This window comes from Novosphingobium naphthalenivorans NBRC 102051, assembly GCF_001590985.1.
Taxonomy (GTDB): Bacteria; Pseudomonadota; Alphaproteobacteria; order Sphingomonadales; family Sphingomonadaceae; genus Novosphingobium; species Novosphingobium naphthalenivorans.
Genome location: NZ_BCTX01000019.1, coordinates 43797 through 66838, shown reverse-complemented (window position 1 = coordinate 66838; position 23042 = coordinate 43797). Strand labels below are relative to the sequence as shown.

Annotated in this window: 22 protein-coding genes, 1 tRNA gene and 1 pseudogene; 18 read left to right on the top strand and 6 right to left on the bottom strand. The window is 64.5% G+C overall.

Annotated features, from left to right (window positions below):
* Together NN5_RS08470 and NN5_RS08465 are read left to right on the top strand one after the other, a co-directional pair.
* A partial coding sequence (locus NN5_RS08470) for a hypothetical protein (protein WP_169800968.1) occupies positions 1 to 370 on the top strand: 370 nt, incomplete at its 5' end.
* An 11-nt stretch (positions 371 to 381) separates the two neighbouring features.
* Positions 382 to 2028, top strand: a complete 1647-nt coding sequence (locus NN5_RS08465) for a hypothetical protein (RefSeq protein WP_157081063.1) — start codon at positions 382 to 384, stop codon at positions 2026 to 2028.
* Between the two features lie 102 nt (positions 2029 to 2130).
* Here NN5_RS08465 and NN5_RS08460 read toward each other — a convergent pair whose 3' ends face one another.
* Entirely contained in the window at positions 2131 to 3318 is a 1188-nt protein-coding gene (locus NN5_RS08460) for a Fic family protein (protein WP_067733835.1), read from the bottom strand.
* 219 nt (positions 3319 to 3537) lie between these two features.
* Here NN5_RS08460 and NN5_RS08455 point away from each other — a divergent pair, with 219 nt between their 5' ends.
* The 14 genes and pseudogenes from NN5_RS08455 to NN5_RS26835 all read left to right on the top strand — a co-directional run.
* On the top strand, positions 3538 to 4443 hold the full coding sequence (locus tag NN5_RS08455; RefSeq protein ID WP_067733834.1) for a HEPN domain-containing protein: 906 nt from the start codon (positions 3538 to 3540) through the stop codon (positions 4441 to 4443).
* A gap of 161 nt (positions 4444 to 4604) precedes the next feature.
* Entirely contained in the window at positions 4605 to 6629 is a 2025-nt protein-coding gene (locus NN5_RS08450) for a conjugal transfer protein TraG (RefSeq protein WP_067733833.1), read from the top strand.
* A gap of 7 nt (positions 6630 to 6636) precedes the next feature.
* Positions 6637 to 7041, top strand: a complete 405-nt coding sequence (locus NN5_RS08445) for a CopG family transcriptional regulator (protein WP_067733832.1) — start codon at positions 6637 to 6639, stop codon at positions 7039 to 7041.
* The gene (trbB, locus tag NN5_RS08440; RefSeq protein ID WP_067733831.1) at positions 7041 to 8033 is read left to right on the top strand and encodes a P-type conjugative transfer ATPase TrbB; all 993 of its coding nucleotides are present in this window, start codon (positions 7041 to 7043) and stop codon (positions 8031 to 8033) included. The genes NN5_RS08445 and trbB overlap by 1 nt, the downstream gene beginning before the upstream one ends.
* 1 nt (position 8034) lies before the next feature.
* Entirely contained in the window at positions 8035 to 8370 is a 336-nt protein-coding gene (locus tag NN5_RS08435; protein WP_037524533.1) for a TrbC/VirB2 family type IV secretion system protein, read from the top strand.
* Entirely contained in the window at positions 8367 to 8642 is a 276-nt protein-coding gene (locus NN5_RS08430; protein ID WP_067733830.1) for a VirB3 family type IV secretion system protein, read from the top strand. The genes NN5_RS08435 and NN5_RS08430 overlap by 4 nt, the downstream gene beginning before the upstream one ends.
* Positions 8636 to 11113 (top strand): conjugal transfer protein TrbE, encoded by a 2478-nt coding sequence (gene trbE, locus NN5_RS08425; protein ID WP_067733829.1) that lies wholly within the window; start codon positions 8636 to 8638, stop codon positions 11111 to 11113. The genes NN5_RS08430 and trbE overlap by 7 nt, the downstream gene beginning before the upstream one ends.
* A complete protein-coding gene (trbJ, locus tag NN5_RS08420) occupies positions 11110 to 11865 on the top strand; it encodes a P-type conjugative transfer protein TrbJ (RefSeq protein WP_084384817.1) in 756 nt (251 codons plus the stop codon). Before trbE ends, trbJ begins: the two co-directional genes overlap by 4 nt.
* 130 nt (positions 11866 to 11995) lie before the next feature.
* On the top strand, positions 11996 to 13300 hold the full coding sequence (gene trbL / locus NN5_RS08415) for a P-type conjugative transfer protein TrbL (RefSeq protein WP_067733827.1): 1305 nt from the start codon (positions 11996 to 11998) through the stop codon (positions 13298 to 13300).
* A 5-nt stretch (positions 13301 to 13305) separates the two neighbouring features.
* Positions 13306 to 14115 (top strand): conjugal transfer protein TrbF, encoded by an 810-nt coding sequence (gene trbF / locus NN5_RS08410; protein ID WP_067733842.1) that lies wholly within the window; start codon positions 13306 to 13308, stop codon positions 14113 to 14115.
* Entirely contained in the window at positions 14112 to 15074 is a 963-nt protein-coding gene (trbG, locus tag NN5_RS08405) for a P-type conjugative transfer protein TrbG (RefSeq protein WP_067733826.1), read from the top strand. Before trbF ends, trbG begins: the two co-directional genes overlap by 4 nt.
* Positions 15071 to 16267 (top strand): TraB/TrbI/VirB10 family type IV secretion system protein, encoded by a 1197-nt coding sequence (locus NN5_RS08400; RefSeq protein ID WP_067733825.1) that lies wholly within the window; start codon positions 15071 to 15073, stop codon positions 16265 to 16267. Before trbG ends, NN5_RS08400 begins: the two co-directional genes overlap by 4 nt.
* 9 nt (positions 16268 to 16276) lie before the next feature.
* A complete protein-coding gene (locus tag NN5_RS08395; protein WP_067733824.1) occupies positions 16277 to 16507 on the top strand; it encodes a DUF2274 domain-containing protein in 231 nt (76 codons plus the stop codon).
* A 65-nt stretch (positions 16508 to 16572) separates the two neighbouring features.
* Positions 16573 to 16638 (top strand): annotated as a pseudogene (locus NN5_RS26835) (excisionase); the annotation flags it as partial.
* Positions 16639 to 16663: 25 nt separating this feature from the next.
* On the opposite strand, the gene NN5_RS08390 reads toward NN5_RS26835, so the two are convergent.
* The gene (locus NN5_RS08390; RefSeq protein WP_084384816.1) at positions 16664 to 17938 is read right to left on the bottom strand and encodes a tyrosine-type recombinase/integrase; all 1275 of its coding nucleotides are present in this window, start codon (positions 17936 to 17938) and stop codon (positions 16664 to 16666) included.
* A gap of 186 nt (positions 17939 to 18124) precedes the next feature.
* Positions 18125 to 18215 (bottom strand) — tRNA-Ser (locus NN5_RS08385).
* Positions 18216 to 18293: 78 nt separating this feature from the next.
* Here NN5_RS08385 and NN5_RS08380 point away from each other — a divergent pair.
* Positions 18294 to 19304, top strand: coding sequence for a peptidylprolyl isomerase (locus tag NN5_RS08380; protein WP_067733823.1), 1011 nt, complete (start codon positions 18294 to 18296; stop codon positions 19302 to 19304).
* A 19-nt stretch (positions 19305 to 19323) separates the two neighbouring features.
* Positions 19324 to 19650: a DUF1905 domain-containing protein gene (locus tag NN5_RS08375; protein WP_067733822.1), complete on the top strand. Its 327-nt coding sequence runs from the start codon at positions 19324 to 19326 to the stop codon at positions 19648 to 19650.
* Positions 19651 to 19705: 55 nt separating this feature from the next.
* On the opposite strand, the gene NN5_RS08370 is transcribed toward NN5_RS08375, so the two are convergent.
* The 3 genes from NN5_RS08370 to NN5_RS25750 all read right to left on the bottom strand — a co-directional run bounded on the left by NN5_RS08370 (position 19706) and on the right by NN5_RS25750 (position 23033).
* Positions 19706 to 21799, bottom strand: coding sequence for a RelA/SpoT family protein (locus NN5_RS08370; protein WP_067733821.1), 2094 nt, complete (start codon positions 21797 to 21799; stop codon positions 19706 to 19708).
* A 116-nt stretch (positions 21800 to 21915) separates the two neighbouring features.
* A complete protein-coding gene (locus NN5_RS08365) occupies positions 21916 to 22863 on the bottom strand; it encodes a patatin-like phospholipase family protein (protein ID WP_067733820.1) in 948 nt (315 codons plus the stop codon).
* A complete protein-coding gene (locus NN5_RS25750; protein WP_157081062.1) occupies positions 22860 to 23033 on the bottom strand; it encodes a hypothetical protein in 174 nt (57 codons plus the stop codon). Before NN5_RS25750 ends, NN5_RS08365 begins: the two co-directional genes overlap by 4 nt.
* Positions 23034 to 23042: the final 9 nt, after the last annotated feature.

The following is a 23042-nucleotide window of genomic DNA, read 5'->3' as shown; positions in this document are numbered from 1 at the left end:
CAGTAAGATTAAGAGAATGGGAAAATCGCGGGCCAGGGACGGCGGGCGGGACATCGAAGTGCGAGAGGCGCCGGGTCGTCCTGGTGTGGCGGCCCGCAAATGGATTTTTCAATGCAAGCTTGTCAAAGGCGAGGCGAGCCTTGGTCGCGGACGGGTCGTGGATGTAGGCGACATGCTCGACCAGTACGAGGCCCAAGGCTTTGGCATAATGACTTCGGCGATTATCGATTCGGGTTTGTACGACAAGATTGAATCGGTCTGCATGAAAAGGCGCGTGCAGCAGTATCACTTTTCGAAGCTTGAACTTGAACGCGCGCTAGCTAGGAGCCCCGCAATTCGAAGGCGTTATTTCCCAGATCTCTACGACTAAATGGCCTACTCGTGACGACCGCCGAAAAGCGATTGATTGCTCAGCGTGACCGCTACATCGAATGCATACGCAAGAGTTGGCGAGGCTATGAGCGGGAACTATTGATTTCGCTTGTGCGGGGGCTGGACGTCGCCGCCTATGTTCATCACTTCGGCGGGAGTTCGGTCGGTGGAGAGCCAGGCATCCGGCTTCGCGGTGCCGCGACCGCGCTGCGCCCATTTCTCGAGGCCGTCCGTAACAAGCCCGGCCCAATCCCCTGGTTCCCGAGCAATCCACAATTGACTCCGGCTTTCGACAATCACCTTCTGGCCTGCGGCCATTTCTCCCTTGCGATCCGCTTGGCCGCCATGGAGCGCTACGGCATGGCGACCACGAGGATTGTCAGTGACGACCGAATCCTGATCGAGGTGATTTCGGACGCGGAGGAGTATGCCGAGCTCAAGGCGCAACGTGCTGCCGTTGACCGGGCCTCTGCTGCAATGCGAGCTCGATGGCCGAACTTGGCGGCTGAGCTTACGGAAGTACGGCGAAGGCTTACCCGCTACGGCCGGATGCACATGGGCTGGTTCATAGCCTATGACAACGACCAGTTCCTCGTCGATCATTACCGTACGCAGGCGCGGATTCAGGCCGCCGGCGTGGTTGAAGCCGAAGCCCTGCCGGCGAGCGGCATGATTGGAGGACGTGCATTCAGCGATTGGAGCGAGGCTTCGACCGCTGCCTATGGCACGGTACTGCACCACATCGACGCGGCTGGTCGACTACGCCAGCGCAAACCCAAGCTGAACGTGCGCGATCTGCTGACGATCTACGCTCGACGGGACGATATCGTCGAAGTGCTGGTCGAACGTGGCAATGACCACCTACGCGCGCAGCAGTTGATGGCAGGGCTGACGCTGGATGCGGAAGGCGCAGCCTCCAGCGAAGAACGGCACGAAATTCCGCTTCCGTATTATATCGACGCTGGGGAGCATTTCGTTCTCCTACCAATGTTCGGCGGCCTGATGAATCCGCATGCCGGATTGCTCGATTTTCTTCGCCGCACTTATCGCGGGGACTGGGACAGAATTGTCGATGGTCGCGAAAATGTCTTCCGTGAGGATCTTCGACGGCTTCTGCCTGAGCCCCGGTACAAGGTTCTCGAAAAGGGACTTAAGCTGCGTCGAAAAGACAAATCGACCCTGACCGACGCCGACGCAGTGGTCCTTGATCGCCAGACCGGCGTTGTCGTCTTCGTGCAGATGAAATGGTACGATGTTTACGGCTTCAGCCTAGCAGAGCGCGACAGCCGCAGGGAGAATCTGCTGACGAAGGGCAATGAGTGGGTCGACAAGGTCCACAACTGGATCGATGGTCGCACCTGCGCGGAGATTTCGAGAGCCTACGGTTGGGGCGAAGCCGCCGACTCTGCGCCCCAACTCTTGGTCATGGCGCGGCATTCCAGCCAGTTCGCTGGGGAGACACGATATGACACTCGCGCATCGTGGACGAGTTGGCATGCATTGACCGAAGAAATGAACGACTCCGCCTGCGATGGGTTCGTTGCTGCGATTGTCCCGGGCCGAAGGCGCAAACTAAGTCGGGATAATCCTATCGACACATCGATCATCGAGATTCCCGGCATGACCGTCGAGGTTCGTACTGCCCGGCAAAGATGAACTCCGTAAGTTTTGCCATTCTTCATAAGCTTGAAAGCGGGTCAAGCATCTCCGGACTCCGACATCTGCTATCCGAATCCCCTCAGGTAGTCTGACTAGACGTCACTCCACGGCTCGCGATTGCAGCGGTTCCGTACCTTCGCTGAGGATTGCAAGATATCGGCGATATCCAAATACCCGTCCGCGTCGTTTGCCGGTGATCTCTTCGACCACCCCAAGGCGTTCGAGGTCTGCGAGCGCCGCGTTTACCGTTGGCGCCGACAGCCCCGTCCGCTCCACCAATTGGTTCGCAGTGAGAAAGGGATTCTGCTGAAAGAGGTCATGGACCCGCAACGCAGAACCGGCACGGTCGCTCTCGGCCGTAATGCGTTCGCGATCCTGCTTGAATAGATCGACTATGCGGGTGGCGGCGTCGAAGGCCTGGTTGGCGGTGTCGGCTACGCCGGCGAGGAAGAAGTCAAGCCAAGCCTCCCAGGCTCCCTGCTCGCGGACCTCCTGTAGAAGCCGGTAATATTCGTTCCGGTGGGTCTTCAAGTACAGGCTGAGGTAGAGCAGCGGCTTGCGCAGAACTCCGTTGACGCACAGGTACAGCGTTACCAGGAGGCGACCGATACGCCCATTGCCGTCGAGGAAGGGGTGGATCGTTTCGAATTGGACGTGGAGCAGGCCCGCCTTGATAAGCGCTGGAAGACGGGATTCGTCCTCGTGCATGAACCGTTCGAGGGCATCGAGACAGCCATCGAGTTCTGTGGTCGGAGGCGGGACAAACAGCGCATTGCCCGGGCGGGTGCCGCCAATCCAGTTCTGCGATCGGCGGAATTCGCCGGGGCTCTTGGTTCCGCCCCGGCCGCTTTGCAGCAGGCGCTCGTGCATCTCGCGGATGAGGCGAAGCGAGAGCGGCATTTCCTCCAGCCGTTCGAGGCCATGCATCATGGCAGCGACGTAGTTAGAGACCTCGCGGATATCGTCGATCGGCTGCCCGGCCTGCGCCTCGGTTTCGAAGCGGAGCAGGTCGGAGAGCGTCGATTGTGTGCCCTCGATCTGCGACGAAAGCACCGCTTCCTTCCTCACGTACATGTAGAGGAAGAGCTCCTGACGCGGCAGCAGCATGGTGATGCCGTCGAGGCGGCCCAGGGCACGCTCAGCGAGGCTGAGCCGGTCGAGTAGCGCCAGCACGTCGATCGGTGGCGCAGGTGGCAGCGGCGGCGGCACGAATGCCCTGACCATCTCCCCGGCGACGGGAGTTTCCACGAAACGGCCCAGCCGCGGATTCGGTTCTGGATCAGCCATGCGCGCCAATATGCATTGCACACCTTATTTAAGCAATCGCCACTTCACTTAATTAGCAAATACACTAAGATAAGCGGGCTTAAATAAGGGAGGCGGCAAGGTGTACGATCATCTGGAACACACGCGGGATAGCGTTCGTGCGTGACGCGCGATCATCGGCGTACCCGTCTATGTGGTCAAGGCTTGCCAACTTCATGGTGTGCCGCGAGAATCCCCTTCGTGCGGAATGATATCGACCATCTGCCCCCGGTCCAGCAAAGCGAACTGGACCGAGTGAAGCAAACGCTCATGGGCGAATTTGCCGACGCGATCTCGCGCGCGAACCAGCCGTGGAAGAAAAACGGCAAGATCCTCAAGATCATTCTGTTCGGCAGCTATGCCCGGACCGACTGGGTGGACGAGCCGGAGAATGGCTACCAGTCGGATTTCGACCTGCTCGTCATCGTCAGCCACCCGGACCTCACCGACATCGCCGATTACTGGTATGTCGCCGAGGACAAGATCCTGCACGACAGCGCGATCGCGCGGCCGGTGAACATCATCGTCCATACGCTGGACGAAGTGAACCAGGCGCTGAGCCGGGGCGAGTATTTCTGGACCGATATCGCCCGTGACGGGATCGTGCTCTACGAGTTACCGGGCAGTGCACTCGCCACGCCGAAGCCGCTCACGGCGGCCGACGCGCACGAAATGGCGTCGGCCTATTTCGAAGATTGGGTTGAGAAGACCAACGACGCGATAGAGATAGCCGACTTCTGCATCTCAAGCGGGAAGCGAAAGGACGCAGCTTTCAACCTCCACCAAGCGACGGAACGCGCCTACATCTGCTTCCTGCTCGTCCGCACCCTCTATTTCCCCCGTTCGCACAACATCAAGTTCCTGCGCTCGCTTGCCGAAGACAGCGAGCCACGGCTGATCGAGGCTTGGCCGCGCGCCACCAGACTCGACCGCCGCCGGTTCGAACTTCTGAAGCGCGCCTATGTCGAGGCCCGCTATTCGGCGAGCTATGAGATCGGCAATGACGATCTCGACGCCCTGTCGAAAGCGGTCCGCGCCCTGCGCGATATCGTCGAGACCGTGTCGCGTGAACGCGTCGCAATGCTGAAAGCGGACGCCGGCCTCTAACCGCCAGGCACCTGCTTTCGGATAGCCTTCCGTTCCGGCGCCTGACCGGAACAGACCGGCGCGAGCCCATCTGCGCCCATCAGCACCGTTCAATTTTCGGCGCCTGTCACCGAGTCTGAAGCCGCCCGAACCGGTCCTGTCCGGCGGGCGGGAGCCTCGACGTGACACCCACCAAATTGCTCATCGGCCAGATCATCGTCGTCTTCGCCATCGTCCTGCTGGGCATCTGGGCGGCGACACAATGGGCGGCAGCCATGCTGGCCTATCAGCCAGAACTGGGTGCGCCCTGGTTCCGGCTCGATGGCGTGCCGGTCTATCATCCCTGGGCGCTGTTCCCCTGGTGGTATCACTATGACGCCTATGCCCCGCATGTCTTCGACAGGGCGGGCATGTTCGCAGGCGCCAGCGGCTTCGTCGGCTGCGCCGCGGCAATCTTCGGCTCGCTTTGGCGCGCCCGGCAATCCAGCAACGTCACTACATATGGTTCCGCTCGCTGGGCAAGCCGCCGCGAGATTGAGCGCGCCGGACTGCATCGCGACGCCGGCGTCATGCTCGGCACACTTCGCGGCCGTTATCTGCGTCATGACGGCCCCGAGCATGTCATGACGTTCGCGCCGACCCGTTCGGGCAAGGGCGTGGGACTCGTCGTCCCCACCTTGCTCTCCTGGACGGGCTCGGCGGTCATCCACGATATCAAGGGCGAGAACTGGACGCTGACCGCCGGCTGGCGCGCGCGCTTCTCGCACTGCCTGCTGTTCAACCCGACCGACGCCGCCTCGGCGCACTACAATCCGTTGCTGGAGGTCCGGCGCGACGTCAACGAAGTGCGCGACGTCCAGAACATCGCCGACATCCTGATCGATCCCGAGGGCGCGCTCGAACGCCGCAACCATTGGGAGAAGACCAGCCATTCGCTGCTGGTCGGCGCGATCCTTCACATCCTCTATGCCGAGGAGGACAAGACGCTCGCGCGGGTCGCGACCTTCCTGTCCGATCCGCAGCGCAGCTTCGTCGCCACGCTCCGCCGGATGATGACCACCAATCATCTCGGCGACGACAAGAACCCCAGGGTCCATCCCGTGGTGGCGTCCGCCGCGCGCGAACTGCTCAACAAAAGCGAGAACGAGCGCTCGGGCGTGCTGTCGACCGCCATGTCCTTCCTCGGCCTCTATCGCGATCCGACGGTCGCCGAGGTCACCTCGCGCTGCGACTGGCGGATCGCCGACCTGATCGAGGCCGCCCAGCCATTATCGCTCTACCTCGTCATCCCGCCATCGGACATCAGCCGCACGAAGCCGCTGGTCCGGCTCGTGCTCAACCAGATCGGGCGCCGCCTGACCGAAAGGCTGGACCAACCCGGCACTCCCGCGCGCCGGCACCAGCTTCTGATGATGCTCGACGAGTTTCCGGCGCTCGGCCGCCTCGACTTCTTCGAGACCAGCCTCGCCTTCATGGCCGGCTACGGCATCCGCGCCTTCCTGATCGCCCAGAGCCTCAACCAGATCGAGAAGGCCTATGGCGAGCACAACGCCATCCTCGATAACTGCCATGTCCGGGTCGCCTTCGCGACCAACGACGAGCGCACCGCCAAGCGTATTTCCGACGCGCTCGGCACCGCGACCGAGCAGCGCGCGATGCGCAACTATGCCGGCCACCGGCTCGCGCCCTGGCTCGCCCATGTCATGGTCAGCCGCCAGGAGACCGCCCGCCAGCTCCTGACACCCGGTGAAGTGATGCAGCTGTCGCCCGATGAGGAGATCGTGCTCATCTCCGGACTCGCGCCGATCCGGGCACGCAAGCTGCGCTATTTCCGCGACCGCAATTTCACTGTGCGCGTGGCGCCCGCGCCGAAGCTGGCACAGGGGCGCTATGCCGATTGCCCGAAGCCGCGCGGCGATGACTGGTCCGACCGGGTGCGCGGCATCGATGCCCGGCTGCACCAGGCCGACGATGCCGCAGGCGGCGAAGACGATGGCGGGATGCAGCAGCAGCGCCATCCCGGCCTACCCGAGCAACCAGCCAAGAGCGCCGACGCCGTCGAAACGGGCGATCCGCAACTCGTGCCCGACGATGACGATGTCGCGGCCGACAAGCGCGCCATGGACCAGGCGAAGGGCCTGAGCGCCGTCGCCCGCGGCTATGCGATCAACGAGGGCGCCCACCGCGACCTCGTGCCCGGGCTGTGAGGCGGCGATGAAGATTCGCCAGAACCTCTATCTCGACCGCGAGATCGGCGACGCGCTCGAAGCGCTCGCCGCCGGCAACCGTGGGAACAAGAGTCATCTGGTCAACGACGCGCTCCGGGACTGGCTTGCGCGCCGGGGGACCAAGGAAATCGACGATCTTTTGAAGGTCCGTCTCGACCGGCTGTCGCGCGAGCTCGACGGCGCGCGGCGCGACATCGATGTCCTGCTGGAAAGCCTGTCGCTGTTCGTCCGCTACCAGCTGATGGTGACGGCTCCGCTGCCCGAGGCCGACGCCGCAGGCCGCGCCATCGGGCGTGACCGTTTCGAATCCTTCGTCGCCCAGGTCGGCCGCCAGATCGCGGCGGGTACACGCACGCTGGCGCCGCCCGAAGCGAAGGGAGGCAAGTCGTAATGTCGGCCCCATCCGATACTGTATCTGCCGACCGTCGCCGCGCCATGCTGCGCACCGCGATGGGGCCGGCGATCGCGGCCGCGCTCTCCGATCCCCGCGTCATCGAAATCATGGTCAATCCCGACGGCGCGCTCCGCGTCGACATCCTCGGTGAAGGCCGGGTCGATACCGACGTGAAGCTCGATGGCTCTCAGGTCGAGCGGATCATCCGGCTGGTGGCATCGCATGCCCGTGCCGAGGTCCATGGCGAGCGCCCGATCGTCTCGGCCGAGCTGCCGCCGCATGGGCAAGGTGCCGGCGAACGCTTCGAAGGCATTCTGCCGCCGGTCTCGACCGCGCCCTGCTTCTCGATCAGGAAGCCCGCAGCGCGGGTCTATACCCTGATGGACTATGTGGCCGACGGCATCATGTCGGCCGAGGCCGCCCGTATGCTTTCGCTGGCAGTGGTCGATCGCCGGAACATCCTGATCGCCGGCGGGACCAGCTCGGGCAAGACCACGCTCGCCAATGCGCTGCTCGCCGAGATGGCGCATCTCGACGAGCGGGTCATCCTGATCGAGGACACGCGCGAACTGCAGTCGCCCGCCCACGATACGGTGGCGCTCAGGACGAGAGCGGGCGCCGTCACCATGGGCGACCTGGTTCGCTCGACACTGCGCCTGCGGCCCGACCGCATCATCGTCGGCGAGGTTCGCGGCGGCGAAGCGCTCGACATGCTCAAGGCGTGGAACACCGGCCATCCCGGCGGGATCGCGACCGTCCACGCCAACAGCGCATCGTCCGCGCTCTACCGGATCGAACAGCTCATCCAGGAAGCCGTCGTCACCGTGCCGCGCCGTCTGGTCGCCGAGGCGATCAACCTGATCGTCTTCATCGCCGGCCGCGGCACCGCGCGGCGCATCGAGACGATCGCCTGCGTCGCGGGCCTCGACCCCGATGGCGGCTACGCCGTCGTCGATCTCTCCCCAACCCCTGACCACACAGGAGACTGACATGCGCACCTTTCCCATTCCCAATCGTGACCGCCTTTTCCTGACCGGCCTGATGCTCGGCCTTTCGCTCACCCTGACCGGGACGGCCCATGCCAGCGGGTCCGGCATGCCCTGGGAACAGCCGCTCCAGCAGGTGCTGGAATCGGTGCAGGGGCCGGTCGCCAAGATCGTCGCGGTGATCATCATCATCGTGACCGGTTTGACCCTGGCCTTCGGCGAGACGGCGGGCGGGTTCCGCCGGCTGATCCAGATCATCTTCGGCCTGTCGATCGCGTTCGCGGCTTCGTCGTTCTTCCTGTCCTTCTTCAGCTTCGGCGGCGGGGCACTCGTCGCATGAGCCACATCGACAACGGTCATGTTGCTGGCTTCGAGGCGCCGATCCACGCCAGCCTGGGGTCGCCGATCCTGCTCGGCGGCGCACCGCGCATGATCGCGATCGTCAACGGCACGATGGCGGCGGCGGTCGGTCTCGGCCTCCAGCAATGGCTGGTCGGCATCGCGCTCTGGGCGGTCGGCCACAGCATCGCGGTGTTTTCCGCCCGCCGCGACCCCGATTTCGCGCCCGTGCTGCTCCGCCATCTGCGCCAGAAGGGATATCTGGCATGCTGAACCTCGCCGAATATCGGTCGCGGGCCGACCGCCTCGCCGACCATCTGCCCTGGGCCGCGCTGGTCGCGCCCGGTGTCGTCCTCAACAAGGATGGCAGCTTCCAGCGCAGCTTCGCCTTTCGCGGTCCCGATCTCGAAAGCGCGACAGAAGCCGAACTCGTCTCGGCCTGCGCGCGCGCCAACAATGTGCTGAAGCGCCTCGGCACCGGTTGGACACTGTTCTTCGAGGCCGAGCGGCGCGGGAGCCAGGGCTATCCGGACAGCGCCTTTCCCGACGCCGCGTCCTGGCTGGTCGACCAGGAACGGCGCGCCGGGTTCGAAGCCGAGGGCCAGCATTTCGAGAGCATCTATCACGGCACGCTGGCATGGCTGCCGCCCGCCGACAGCAGCGATGCTGCCGGACGGAGCCTGGTCGAACGGCCCGATGATGCTCAGGGCCGCGACTGGCGTGCCAGCCTTGCCGGTTTCATCGCGGAAACCGACCGCATTCTCGACCTTCTCTCCGGCTTCATGCCCGAAGTGCGTGCGCTGGATGACGCCGAGACGCTGACCTATCTCCATGGCACGATTTCCGATCGCGGCCATGCGGTCGCGGCGCCCGAGACGCCAATCTACCTCGATGCGCTGCTCGCCGACACGCCGCTGGTCGGCGGACTCGAGCCGAGGCTTGGACGAACCCATCTACGCACGCTGACAGTGCTGGGATTCCCGAACCTCAGCCGACCCGGCATCCTCGACGCGCTCAACCACCAGGATTTCGGCTACCGCTGGGTCACCCGCTTCATCGCGCTCGACAAGCAGGACGCGACCAAGGCACTGACCAGGATCAGGCGACAATGGTTCAACAAGCGCAAGTCGATCACCGCGCTGCTGCGCGAGGTGATGTACAACCAGCCGGTCCAGCTCCTCGACACCGACGCGGACAATAAGGTGGTCGATGCCGATCTCGCGCTGCAGGCGCTCGGCGGCGATCATGTCGCCTTCGGCTACTTGACCACCACGATCACCGTCGCCGATACCGATAGAACGCGGGTGGAAGACAAGGTCCGCGCGGTCGAGCGGATCGTCAACGGGCTCGGCTTCACCTGCGTTCGCGAGAGCCTGAACGCCGTCGAGGCCTGGCTGTCCTCGCTCCCCGGCCAGGCCTATGCCAACGTCCGCCAGCCGCTCGTCCATACGCTGAACCTCGCCCATCTCATGCCGCTGTCATCGATCTGGGCGGGACCGGCGGAGAACCGTCATCTGGGCGCGCCGCCGCTGCTCCATGCGCAGACGAGCGGATCGACGCCGTTCCGGTTCTCGACCCATGTCGGCGATGTCGGACATATGCTCGTCGTCGGGCCGACCGGCGCCGGCAAGTCGGTGTTGCTGGCACTGATCGCGTTGCAGTTCCGGCGCTACGCCCGCTCGCAGGTCTATGTCTTCGACAAGGGCTTCTCGGCCCGCGCGGCGGTGCTGGCCATGGGCGGCGCGTACCATGCCCTCGGGCTCGGCGCGGAGCGCGGCCCCCATGGCGAGGATGCCCTGGCGTTCCAGCCGCTGCGCCGGATCGACGATGCCGGTGAACGCAGCTGGGCGGCGGAATGGATCGCGGCGCTACTGGCACACGAAAAGGTCGTGGTCACGCCCGAGGTCAAGGACGCTGTCTGGTCCGCGCTGAACAGCCTCGCTTCGGCGCCTCCCCAGGAGCGCACGCTCACCGGGCTCGCCATGCTGCTCCAGTCGAACGCGCTTCGCACCGCGCTGACGGCCTACACGCTCGAGGGACCTTTTGGCCGCCTCCTCGATGCGGCCGAGCAGAACCTCGCGCTGGCCGATGTCCAGTGCTTCGAGACCGAGGCGCTGATGGGGCAATCCGGGGTGGTCGCCCCGGTGCTGACCTACCTCTTCCACCGGCTCGAGGAACGCTTCGACGGCCGTCCGACCCTGCTGATCCTGGATGAGGCCTGGATCTTCCTCGACCATCCGCTCTTCGCCGCCCGCATCCGCGAATGGCTGAAGACGCTGCGCAAGAAGAACGTCGCGGTGCTCTTCGCGACGCAGAGCCTCGCCGATATCGCCGACAGCGGTATCGCACCCGCCATCATCGAAAGCTGCCCACAGCGGATATTGCTACCCAACGACCGCGCCATCGAACCGCAGTCACGCGCCGCCTATGAGCGCTTCGGCCTCAATGACCGGCAGATCGAACTGGTCAGCCGTGCCACGCCCAAGCGGCATTATTATCTGCAATCGGCGCGCGGCAACCGCCTGTTGGAACTCGGCCTGGGGCCGATCGCGCTAGCGCTCTGCGGTGCGTCCGATCCCGACAGCCAGAAGCGAATTGACGGCCTTCTCGCCGAGCACGGCGCGGAGAACTTTGCCGGCCACTTCCTGCGCTCTGCCGATCTCGCCTGGGCCGCTGATCTGATCGGCGAGTTTCCCCGCGCCGCCCAATCCACCGCTCCCCAACCTCCAGCCCCCGGAGAATGATCATGACCAGAATGCTGCCTTTCAAGAAGCCCCTCATCGCCGGCGTGCTCGGCTGTGCCATCACCGGCACGCTTGCCCTCGCCACGCTGGCGACGAGCGAGCCTGCCCAGGCGATCATCGTGTTCGATCCCTCGAACTACAGCCAGAACATCCTCACCGCAGCGCGCACGCTTGAGCAGATCAACAACCAGATCCGCATGCTGCAGAACCAGGCGCAGGGCCTCATCAATCAGGCGAAGAACCTGACGACGATCAGCTTCCCAGAGTTGCAGGCACTCAAGCAGACCATGCAGCAGATCGACCAGTTGATGGGCCAGGCGCAGGGTATCCAGTTCAAAGTCGCAAACCTCGACCGGCAGTTCCGCTCGCTCTATCCCGATAGCTTCGCGCAAAGCCTGACCACCAGCCAGCAGGTGCAAATCGCCCGGGCGCGGATGGACGCCGCGCGCGCGGCCTTCGAGCAGACGATGAGTATCCAGGCCCAGGTGGTCGAGAATATCGCCGCCGACCAGGCAGCGCTGACGGGCATCATCGCGCGGAGCCAGAGTGCCGAAGGCGCACTGCAGGCCAGTCAGGCGACCAACCAGCTTCTGGCGCTCGTCGCCAAGCAGCAGTTCCAGATCCAGACGCTGATGGCGGCGCAATACCGCGCCGAGGCGATCGAACGGGCGAACCAGGCCCAGTCGCGGACCGATGCCCAGAGCGCCTCGGCGAAATTCCTCGGGTCCGGCAGCGCCTACACGCCTCAGTAGGCCGCGGCCGGCCAGGGCGGCGGCGATTTCCCGCGCCTCTGTCGCCGCCGTCGCCGCGAGGCCCGGCTCCCGCTCCCCGAGACTGGGCCTCGCGGCATCTTTTTGAAACGAACATCAGGACGCGAAGCGCATGGGCGACCTCAACGTCATCGATCAATTCATGGCAGCCTTCATTCGCTACATCGACAGCGGGTTCGGCCTCCTGGGCGGCGACGTCAGCTTTTTGACGCGCACGCTGATTGCGCTCGACATCACGCTCGCCGGGCTGTTCTGGGCGCTGGGCGGCGAGGACAATGTGCTCGGCCGCCTGATACGCAAGATCCTCTACATCGGCGCCTTCGCGTTCATCATCAACAGCTTCTCGACCCTCAGCGACATCATCTTCCGATCGTTTGCACAGGCCGGGCTGACCGCCGGCGGTGGGACAATCACCGCTGCCGATCTGCTGAAGCCCGGTCGCCTTGCCGGAACCGGCTTTTCCGCCGCCTGGCCGCTGCTCCAACAGGTCAACCAGTATCTCGGCTTCACGACCTTCTTCGATAATTTCCTGACGATCGTGGTGCTGCTGGTCGCGTGGGTGATCGTGATCCTCGCCTTCTTCATCCTCGCCGTGCAGATGTTCGTCACCATCCTCGAGTTCAAGCTGACCTCACTGGCCGGCTTCATCCTCGTGCCCTTCGCACTGTGGAACCGGACGAGCTTCCTCGCCGAGCGCGTGCTGGGCAATGTCGTGTCCTCCGGCATCAAGGTCATGGTGCTCGCGGTCATCGTCGGCATCGGCTCGAACTACTTCACCCAGTTCACCACCGCGCTCCAGGGTCAGGAACCCGACATCGGACAGGCCATGAGCCTGGTGCTGGCAAGCCTTGCTCTTTTCGGGCTCGGCATCTTCGGTCCCGGCATTGCCTCGGGTCTTGTCGCGGGCGCGCCGCAACTGGGGGCGGGCGCAGCGCTCGGCACCGCGCTTGGCGCGGGCGGCATCATGTACCTCGGCGGCGCAGGGACGGTCGGTGCTGCCCGCGGCCTGGCCGCCGCCGGCCTTGGCGCGGTTCGCGCTGGCACCGCGATGGGTTCGGCGGCGTCGACCGCCTACACCCTCGGACAGGAAGGCGCGGGCTCATCCAGCGTCGGCGCCGGGATCGGCGGCATGGCGAGCGCCGCGGCCGGTGCCGCGCGGTCGGGGATATCGGCCGCGCTGGGTCTTGGCGAAGCCGCCGAGACCGGCCGCCAGGCCGCGTTCAACACCATGGCAGGACGTGACGCATCCGCCGCCACGCAAACCACGGATAGCGCATCGTCGATGCCCGGATGGGCGCGGGCGATGAAGACGCAGCAGAGCGCCCGCCATCACCGCCAGACCGCCATGCACGCCGTCCAATCCGGCGATCGTGGCGGTCATGGCGCAACCCCCGACATCAAGGAAAGGGAGGATTGATCCTCATGATTTTCAAGCGCGCCGTCCAGCGATATGGACATACACCCGAGCCAGAGACACCCTATCAACGTGCCGGGCAACTCTGGGACGAACGCATTGGCTCCGCCCGCGTCCAAGCCCGCAACTGGAGGTTGATGGCCTTCGGCTGCCTGGGCCTCGCCACCGCGCTGTCGGGCGGCCTGCTGTGGCAGTCGCTGCAAAGCCGCGTCGTTCCCTATGTGGTCGAGGTCGACAAGCTCGGCGAGGCGCGCGCCGTCCAGCCCGCCGACAGGGACTATCAGCCGACCGACAGCCAAGTCGCATGGTTCCTCTCCCGGTTCATCGAGCATGTGCGCTCGGTCTCGCTCGATCCGGTGCTGATGCGCCAGGACTGGCTTTCGGCCTACGATTTCACGACCAAGCGCGGGAGCATATTCCTCGGCGATTACGCCCGCGCCGCCGATCCGTTCGGTCACATCGGCGAGCGCACCGTCTCGGTGCAGGTCACCAGTGTGGTGCGCGCCTCGGACAAGTCGTTCCAGATCAAATGGGTCGAGACCGCCTACGAGCGCGGCGCCCAGGCAGGCACCTCGCATTGGACCGCGATCCTGACCATCCAGATGGTGCCGCCGACCAGCGCCGAGGTGCTGAGGAAGAACCCACTCGGCATCTATGTCGATGCGATCGACTGGAGCCGTGAACTCGAGCCAGCCGGTTCCTCGCCAACGGCCGTCGCGCCGGCGCGCTCAGCACTGCCGCCGCCGGCAAGCATCCCCGCTGGATCGCCGCTCAACCCCAACCTCGGCGCTGCCACAAATCAGGAGTTCCAGCCATGAAAACGACTCTTCTAGCAGCGACGGCACTTGCCCTCGCTGCTCCCGCTGCCGCCCAGACCACATCGACCGTTCCGGCATTGCCCGCGAACGCAGCGGTGCCGTCGGTTGCGGTCGCGACGCCGCCGAACGGACCAGTCGTTTCGCCACCAAAGGCTGCCACGCCGGCTCCGCGCCGCCGCCATATCCCACCATCGTCCGCCGAACTGGGCGTCCGGGCCGCCAATCGCGCCGCGACGCTCGAACCGGCGACCGGCGGCTATCTCAATGCAGTGCAGGTCTTTCCGTACAGCGACGGCGTGATCTACCATGTGCTGACCGCGCCAGGCCAAGTCACCGACATCGCGCTCCAGCCCGGCGAGACGCTGGTGGCCGTGGCGGCGGGCGACACCGTGCGCTGGGTCATCGGCGATACCACTAGCGGTTCGGGTGAGACCAGGCGCACGCATGTGCTGGTAAAGCCATTTACCGCTGGGCTCGCCACCAATGTGATCATCACCACCGATCGGCGGACTTATCATCTGGCGCTCACCAGTACCGCGCGCACGGCCATGTCGGCGCTTTCCTGGACCTATCCGCAGGACGCGCTCATCGCGCTCAAGGCTGCGGCCGAAGCGGCGCGAGCAGCGCAGCCGGTGGCTTCGGGGCTTGCCATCGACCAGTTGCACTTCGGCTATGCCATCACTGGCGACAAGCCCGTCTGGCGACCGCTGCGCGCGTTCGATGACGGGCGGCAGACGTTCATCGAGTTCCCGACCAGTCTTGGCGAAAGCGTAGCGCCGCCGCTGTTCCTGGTGGATGCTAAAGGCAATGCCGAACTGGTCAACTACCGCGTGCAGGGCCGCTACTATGTCGTCGACAGGATCTTCGATGCGGCCGAACTCCGCCTCGGGCTCAAGCATCAAGACGTGGTGCGGATCAGCCGGACCGGTGAAGCGACCAGCCGCCGGAGGCCGTCGTGACCGAGGCGACGACGACCCAACCCGCCAAGCTCGATCCAGAGAGCCTGGCGCTCCGTTCGCGCCCGCCGCGCGCGATCCGGTTCAAGCGCGGCGTCATCATCGCCATCGCGGCGCTGGGATCGGTCAGCCTCATGACGGTGACCTGGCTGGCGCTGAAGCCGCGCCTGTTCCACCGCGTCACGGGTCAGGAGGAACTCTCCCAACCCAATCTGCGCCCTGCCAGCGACACGCTGAACGGCCTGCCGGCAAGCTATGGGGATGTGCCACGGCTCGGGCCGCCGCTTCCCGGCGACCTCGGCAAACCGATCCTCGATCGCCAGCAGCAGCTTGCAACCGGGATCAATTCGAGCGACCAGCAACGCCAGCAGGCCGAGGCGGCCGAGCGTGAGCGCCAGCTTGCCGAACTGAAGGCCGCGCGCGAATCCGGTGTGTTGGTACATGGACGGCAGGCAGCGGCATCCGCCGAAGCACCGACGGCCAGCGTACCTGCTGGAGAGGGTGCCCAGCCCAGTCCGCCGAAACTGGCGCTCGATCCGGCGACCGATCCCAATGCGCAGGGACGCAAGGAAGCCTTCGTCGGGAACCTCGATCCGCGCGGCGACGTCAATCCCCATGTCCTGACACCACCGCTATCACCTTATACCCTGTCGGCGGGCAGTGTGATTTCGGCAAGCCTGATCACCGGCCTGCGCTCCGACCTGCCGGGGCTGGTCACTGCCCAGGTCACCGAGAACACCTATGACAGCGCCACGGGGCGCATCCTGCTCATTCCGCAAGGCGCGCGACTGATCGGCAGCTATGATTCGGTCGTGGCGTTCGGGCAGAGCCGCGCGCTCATCGTCTGGCAGCGGATCGTCATGCCCGACGGCAGCTCCATCCGGCTCGACAATGTGCCCGCCACCGATCCGTCGGGCTATGCGGGTCTTTCGGACAAAGTGGACTACCACACCTGGACCCTACTCAAAGGCGTGGCGATCTCGACCCTGCTCGGCGTGGGTGCGAACCTGACATTCACCGGCGAAAGCGACCTCGTCCAGGCGATCCGGGAATCGACGCAGCAGAACGTGTCCCGCGCCGGCGACCAGATCACATCCCGCAATCTGCAGATCCAGCCGACGATCACGATCCGGCCCGGCGCGCCGGTACGGCTGATCGTCCATCGCGATCTCATTCTCGCGCCGTGGCGCGGATAGGAGAAGACCATGGTCGACCTCAAGCTTGCTCGCATTCCCGACCGAACCCCGGTGAAGCTCACGATCACGGTATTGCCAGATCTGCATCAGGCGCTTCAGGACTACGCCCGGATCTATGCCGAAGCCTATGGCCGGGAAGAGCCGGTCAGCGAACTGGTCCCGGCGATACTGTCCGCATTCCTCGATAGCGACCGCGCCTTTGTAAAGGCGCGCGAGCGTCTCGGAGCACGCGGCGGGTGATAGAGAGCGGCCCGAGCCTCAGTCGCAAGGACGCACTGACCATCCGCGTGCCGGACGCGGCGCGCATGCTGGGCATCGGGAAGACCAAACTCTACGAGCTGATCGCGGCACGCGAGATCGACGTCATAAAGGTCGGGCGGGCCACGCTGATCGTGGTCAGGAGCCTTGAACGATTTGTCGAACGACAGTCCGTCGTGGCTGGCGCGGAGGCGCCGCAACCTCGGAAGCGCGGACGGCCGAGGCATTCTTTCGCTCGGCTTGCAGCCGGGATCGGGTCTTGACGGGCGGAAGGCAAAAGTCGGCCCAGGCCTTCATCAGATCGCGCCGCTTGGCCAGGAAGTCCGTGCGCCGATAGGCCGCCTCGACCTTGTTTTCGAGTGTATGCGCCAGCGCCGCTTCGGCGATCTCGCGCGGCACATCCGTTTCCTCTGCGGCCCAATCACGGAAACTCGATCGGAAGCCATGCACGGTCGCCGGCAGGTCCATGCCGCGCACAAGTTCCAGCAGCGCCATGTCCGAAAGCGCCGAACCCGACGTGGCGCCCGGAAAGATCAGGTCGCATCCTTTGATCCGTAGCACCTGTGCCTGACGGAAAACGTCCGCAGCCTGCGCCGACAGGGGCACCGCATGTTCGGCACCAGCTTTCATGCGTTCGGCAGGAATGGTCCAGAGGGTCAGATCGTCATCGAGTTCGGACCATCTGGCTCCGCGTACCTCGCCGGATCGGACCGCCGTCAATATCAGCGCCTCGAGCGCCAACCTGCTGCTGCTGAGGCCGCGTGCGCGCAGGCGCTTCATGAACGCCGGCACCTCGGCGTGGGGCAGTGCGGCGAAATGTCCGGTCTTCCGGGGCTGGCGGGGCAAGCCTTTGGAAATGGAGCGCATCGGAGCCTCGCTGGCCCGGAAGCCATTGGCATAGGACCAGTCGAGCACAGTACCGATGCGCTGACGGACACGCCGGGCGGTCTCCGGAATGTCCAGCCAGATTTCCGCAAGCACGTCGCGGATGATCGGCCCTTCGATCTGGTCGACCCTCAGCTTGCCCAGCTTGGGATAGGCATAGAGCTCAAGCGTCTTGATCCACTGCTTGGTGTGCTTCCCGTTCTTCCAGCCCTTGACCATTTCTGCGTGCGCGCGCTTCGCTGCCTGCTCGAAGGTCGGGATGACGATCTCGACTTTCCGCCGTTCTTCGAGCGGATCGATCCCGGACTTGGCGAGCTTCTTGATCGCCGCCGCTTCAAGCCTCGCATCGCGAAGGCTCACATGCCGGAGTTCACCGAGCCCGATGTCCCGGCGGCGGCCATTGACCTGGACGCGCATGAGCCAGCTTTTCCCGCCCGAAGGGGAAATCTGCAGAAGCAATCCCTCGCCGTCGGAGTAACGCCCGGGCTCGGTGAGGTCCTTGATCATGGCTGGGGTCAGCTTTCCCATGGGCTGGAGGATACCATCTAAGCCCCCTGTTTTGAACCCCACCAACCCCTCACAGCCCCACACTCAGCCCCACATCAGCTTCCGGACCGCAGCGAATGGCCACGAACGCCAGCGGTTAAATCTGGCGTATTTTCAGAGCTTTAATTGAATTTTCCGGGCTGTGGCGAACGCCCGCGAAGGGCGAAATGGCGGAGCGGGAGGGATTCGAACCCTCGATACGCTTTTGACGTATACTCACTTTCCAGGCGAGCGCCTTCGACCACTCGGCCACCGCTCCGCATGCACTGGTAGGCGACGCGCCCTAGCGTGGGGCGCGGGGTTTCGCAAGCGGTCTAGGCATGGCATCTTGCATGACATGCGCAAATTTCTTCCGGGCGTTGCCCTGTCCCTGCTCGCAGCTTCGGTATCGCCGCATTCAGCGGCAGCCGAAGAAGCCACTGTATTGCAGACGCCCAACCAGATCGTGGACGCCGCGCCGGCGCCGGACTGGGTCCGAATCGCGCCGGCAGATCTGGTTGTCATGGACCTCGCTCCTGCGACCGATGGCAGGGCCCGGCGGGTGGTGATCCAGCTCATGCCTGGGCCGTTCTCCCAAGGGTGGGTCGGGAACATCCGCAAGCTTGTCGCCGCGCGCTGGTATGACGGGATCGCGATCGTCCGGGTGCAGGACAACTATGTCGTGCAATGGGGCGATCCCGATGGCGAAGTGCCGGGAAAGGCCAAGCCGCTTCCCCATGAACTCCGGACAATGCCTGAAGCCGAATATGAGGCGGATGCTTCCACCGCCACCGATGCCGACCTGAGGCGCAAGATCGCTGCGCTGGAAGAGCTTGCCGCCGTGATGTCGCGGGTCAGTGACATGACGCCTGCCGAAGTCCTGCACGGGCGCGATCCCTATGCCCTTGTCACGGGTTTCGAGGCAGGATGGCCTGTCGCCTCTGACGGAGCGCACATATGGCCGACCCATTGCTATGGCACTGTCGGTGTCGGCCGCAATCTCTCTCCCGATACCGGGACCGGAGCGGAGCTCTACGCTGTCATCGGCCATGCCCCGCGCCAGCTGGACCGCAATATCGCGGTGGTCGGGCGTGTGATTGCGGGCATGGAAAACCTCTCCTCACTCCCGCGCGGCACGGGTGAGCTCGGTTTTTATGAAACGCCTGCGGAACGGACGGCCATCCTTTCGGTCCGGCTGGGCAGCGAAATCCCGGACCTGCCTGCCTACGAATACCTTTCGACGCAGAGCAAGAGCTTTGCCGCCTACCTGGACAAGCGCGCCAACCGGAAGGACGATTTCTATATCCGGCCGGCCGGCGGCGTGGACATCTGCAACGTCCCGGTGCCTGTCCGCACCGTGCAGCCATAGCATTGCAGGCACGCCGCGGATGACAGATTCTGCCGAACACCTCTCGCATACCGGACGGCTATGGCGCTGGACGGGCGCGTCCGGCAGCGGGACCTGGCATTTCATCACGATCGATGGCGCAGCAGGCGAGGCGCTCTCCGGCACGGCACTGATCCGCAAGCTGGAAGGCACTGCGCGCGGCTTCGGATCGCTCAAGGTCAGGGCACGGATCGGCGAAACCGCCTTTGCCACGTCGGTGTTCCCCAGCAAGTCCGGCGGCGGCTGGCTGCTGCCGGTCAAAGCCGCGGTGCGCCGGGTCGAGGATCTGGCCGACGGAGACGAGGTGCTGGTCTTCCTCGACGTCTGAGAATTCGTCTGGAGAGTGCCCCAAACAGGCATTCTCCAAACACTCCCTGGCAGCGTCAGATACGCACGGCTTCCGAAACGGCCTCGCTGGCACGCAGGGCGCCGATGATACGCGTCAGGTGCGCCAGATCGGTCACTTCCAGGTCCACCTCGTAAGTGCCGAAAGGCTCGTCACGCTGGACCATCTGCAAGTTGGTGACATTGGCGCGGCTGGACGCAAAGATCTGGGTCACTTCGGCAAGCGTGCCGGGCCGGTTGTAGAGCACCAGCCGCAGGCGCCCCACCGCGCCGGTGGTCCGCTCGCCCCAGGAAAGGTCCAGCCAATCGGCATCGACGCCGTTCGCCAGCGTGAGACAGTCGATCGTGTGGACTTCCACCTTCTTGTCCGGCCGGCGAAGGCCGACGATGCGATCGCCGGGGACCGGGTGACAGCATTCGGCGAGTTCAAAACCCATGCCCGGCGTCAGTCCCCGGATCGAGATCGCCCGCTCGGCGCGATTCCACTCGGACTCGTCGGGAAGCTCTGCCGTGCTGCCCGGCACCAGCGCTTCCATCACTTCACGGTCGGTCAGGCGCGCCGAGCCGATCGCGAACATGAGGTCTTCCTCGTCGCGCAGTTCGAGGCGCTTGATGGCAATGGCGATCGCCTTCTTGCCGATGCGCTGCGGCAGGCGGCCGGCGATCTCGTCGAACAGCTTGGCCCCGATCTCGGCCACTTCCGCGCGTTCCTTGGCGCGAACGGCGCGGCGGATGGCAGCGCGGGCCTTCCCGGTCACGACAAAGCCCAGCCAGGACAGTTGCGGCTCCGAATTGGGGCTCTTGATGATCTCGATGACATCGCCGTTGGCCAGCTGGGTGCGCAAGGGCACGTGGCGGCCGTTGATCTTGGCGCCGACCGCCGCGTTGCCGAGGTCGGTGTGCACTGCATAAGCGAAGTCGACCGCGGTCGACCCCTTGGGCAACTGGTTCAGCGAGCCCTTGGGCGTGAAAGCGAAGATGCGATCCTGATAGATCGCCAGCTTGGTGTGCTCCAGCAATTCCTCGGCATCGTGGCTGGTATCGACGATCTCGATGAGATCGCGCAGCCAGCCGACTTGCCCGTCGGGGCGCGTTCCGCCCTGCTTGTAGGCCCAGTGGGCCGCCAGACCGAACTCGTTGGTGCGGTGCATCTCGCGCGTACGGATCTGCACTTCCATGCGCATCGAGTTCTCGTAGATCAGCGCGGTGTGGAGCGATTTGTAGCCGTTGGACTTGGGCGTGGAGATGTAGTCCTTGAAGCGCCCCGGGATCATCTGCCAGGTCTGGTGCAACACGCCCAGCGCGCGGTAACAGTCATCGGGCGTTTCGGTCAGGACGCGAAACGCCATGATGTCGGTGATCTGCTCGAACGTCACATGGCGTTCGGCCATCTTTTTCCAGATCGAATAGGGGTGCTTCTCGCGGCCGGTCACTTCGACCTGCAGGCCCGCTTCGGCCAGCGCCTGCTTGATCGCAAGGGCAATGGCATCGACCTGACCGCCTTCCTGGCTGCGGATCTGCGCCAGCCGCCCGGTGATCGTGGCATAGCCTTCCGGCTCCAGTTGCTCGAAGGCCAGCAACTGCATTTCGCGCATATACTCGTACATGCCGACGCGCTCGGCCAGGGGCGCGTAGATATCCATGGTCTCGCGGGCGATGCGCTGGCGCTTTTCGGGCTTCTTGATGAAGTGCAGCGTGCGCATGTTGTGCAGACGGTCCGCCAGCTTCACCAGCAGGACACGCAAGTCCTCGCTCATCGCGAGGAGGAACTTGCGCAGGTTTTCCGCCGCCCGCTCGCTCTCGGTCATCACCTCGATCTTCGAGAGCTTGGTGACGCCGTCGACCAGCCTTGCGACATCGGGCCCGAACAGCTTCTCGATCTCGTCGATCGTGGCGAGGGTGTCTTCCACCGTATCGTGGAGCAGCGCGGTAATGATGGTCTGCTGGTCGAGCTTCAGCTCGGTCATCAGGCCGGCCACTTCCACCGGATGGCTGAAATACGGGTCGCCGCTCGCGCGCTTTTGTGAGCCGTGCTTCTGCACGGTATAGACATAGGCACGGTTGAGGAGGGCCTCATCGGCCTCCGGCGCGTATTCCTTGACGCGTTCGACGAGTTCGTACTGGCGGAGCATGTTACCCTGTCATGTCAGGATTTTTTGCAATGCCACAAGAGGGAAGCCCAAAAGTTGCACATTTTGCAACGCAGGCGCCTTCGTCAGGACGACAGCCTGGCGCGCAAAACGCACTGTCAGGTCACGATATCCTTGATCTGCTCCCAGTGCGCATCGACCGCCGCGACACCGGCGGCCATGGCCCGGCGGATCTTGGCGGGATCGAATTCCAGCGTGTCCGAGTAGTTCTCAAGCGGTTCGATCGTGCGTACCGGTACGAACCGATAGCGCGCCACCGTCTCGTCGAGCGGCGAAAGCAGCCGCAGCACCTCTTCCGGAGAATGGCCCGCCTGCGTCAGTTCCGCCCACATCCGGTTGCGCGCCAGCAGGGTGTCGTTGATGAGGCCGGTATTCTCCAGATCGTTGCGCGAGACTTCCGACTGCAGGAGCCCGACCGAGCGCAGCCCGATCGACACCAGCCCTCCGAAGGTCTTGTCCTCAGCGCCCCCGGCCGGCGGCGAGGCGCGAACCACCAGAATGCCGGTGGGGTTTTCCTTCATCGCCGCACCGAGCGGCGTTACGTCGCGCACGCCGCCGTCCACCCACTGGCCGCCGTCGCTGGTTTCGAGCGGATCGAAATAGACCGGCATGGCGCAACTGGCATAGACCCAGTTGTCGGTCCCCGGCACGTTCTGGTCGATCGTCCGGAAATTGCCGGACTGCAGGTTCACCACGCCGAGCCGCAAGCCGATCCCCGATGCTGCAAGCCGCGCGGGATCGTAGAGCCCGGCGAGCAGCTTGCGCAGCGGCCCCGCGTCATAGATCGCCTTGGAGCCAAACAGCACGGCAAAGGGGAGAAACCGCTTCTTGTAGATGTCGCTGTCCTTGCGAAGGCCAAGCCAGAACGCCTTGAGCCGCTCGATATCGCCCTGCGCCGCACCAAGGGCCTGGATCGCCCCGGTGGACGTGCCGATAACGATGTGCGGCTTCACGCCGTATTTGCCCATCAGGGCATCGAGAACGCCGACCTGGAACGCCCCTTTCGCTCCGCCGCCACTGAGTACGATGGCCAGTTTCTTGCTCACGGCGTCCCTTTCGCGTTGTCCGCCTTAAAAGAATTGCCGTGCATCCATTCCATAGAGGGAATTTCCCAAGCAGTTAATTTATGGAAACGCTCGCGTCCGTTTCGGCGCAAGCTTCGGGCAAGCCTCATAAAACGGAACACTTCGTTCACAAATTTCGACAGCTTGATCAATCATTGCGC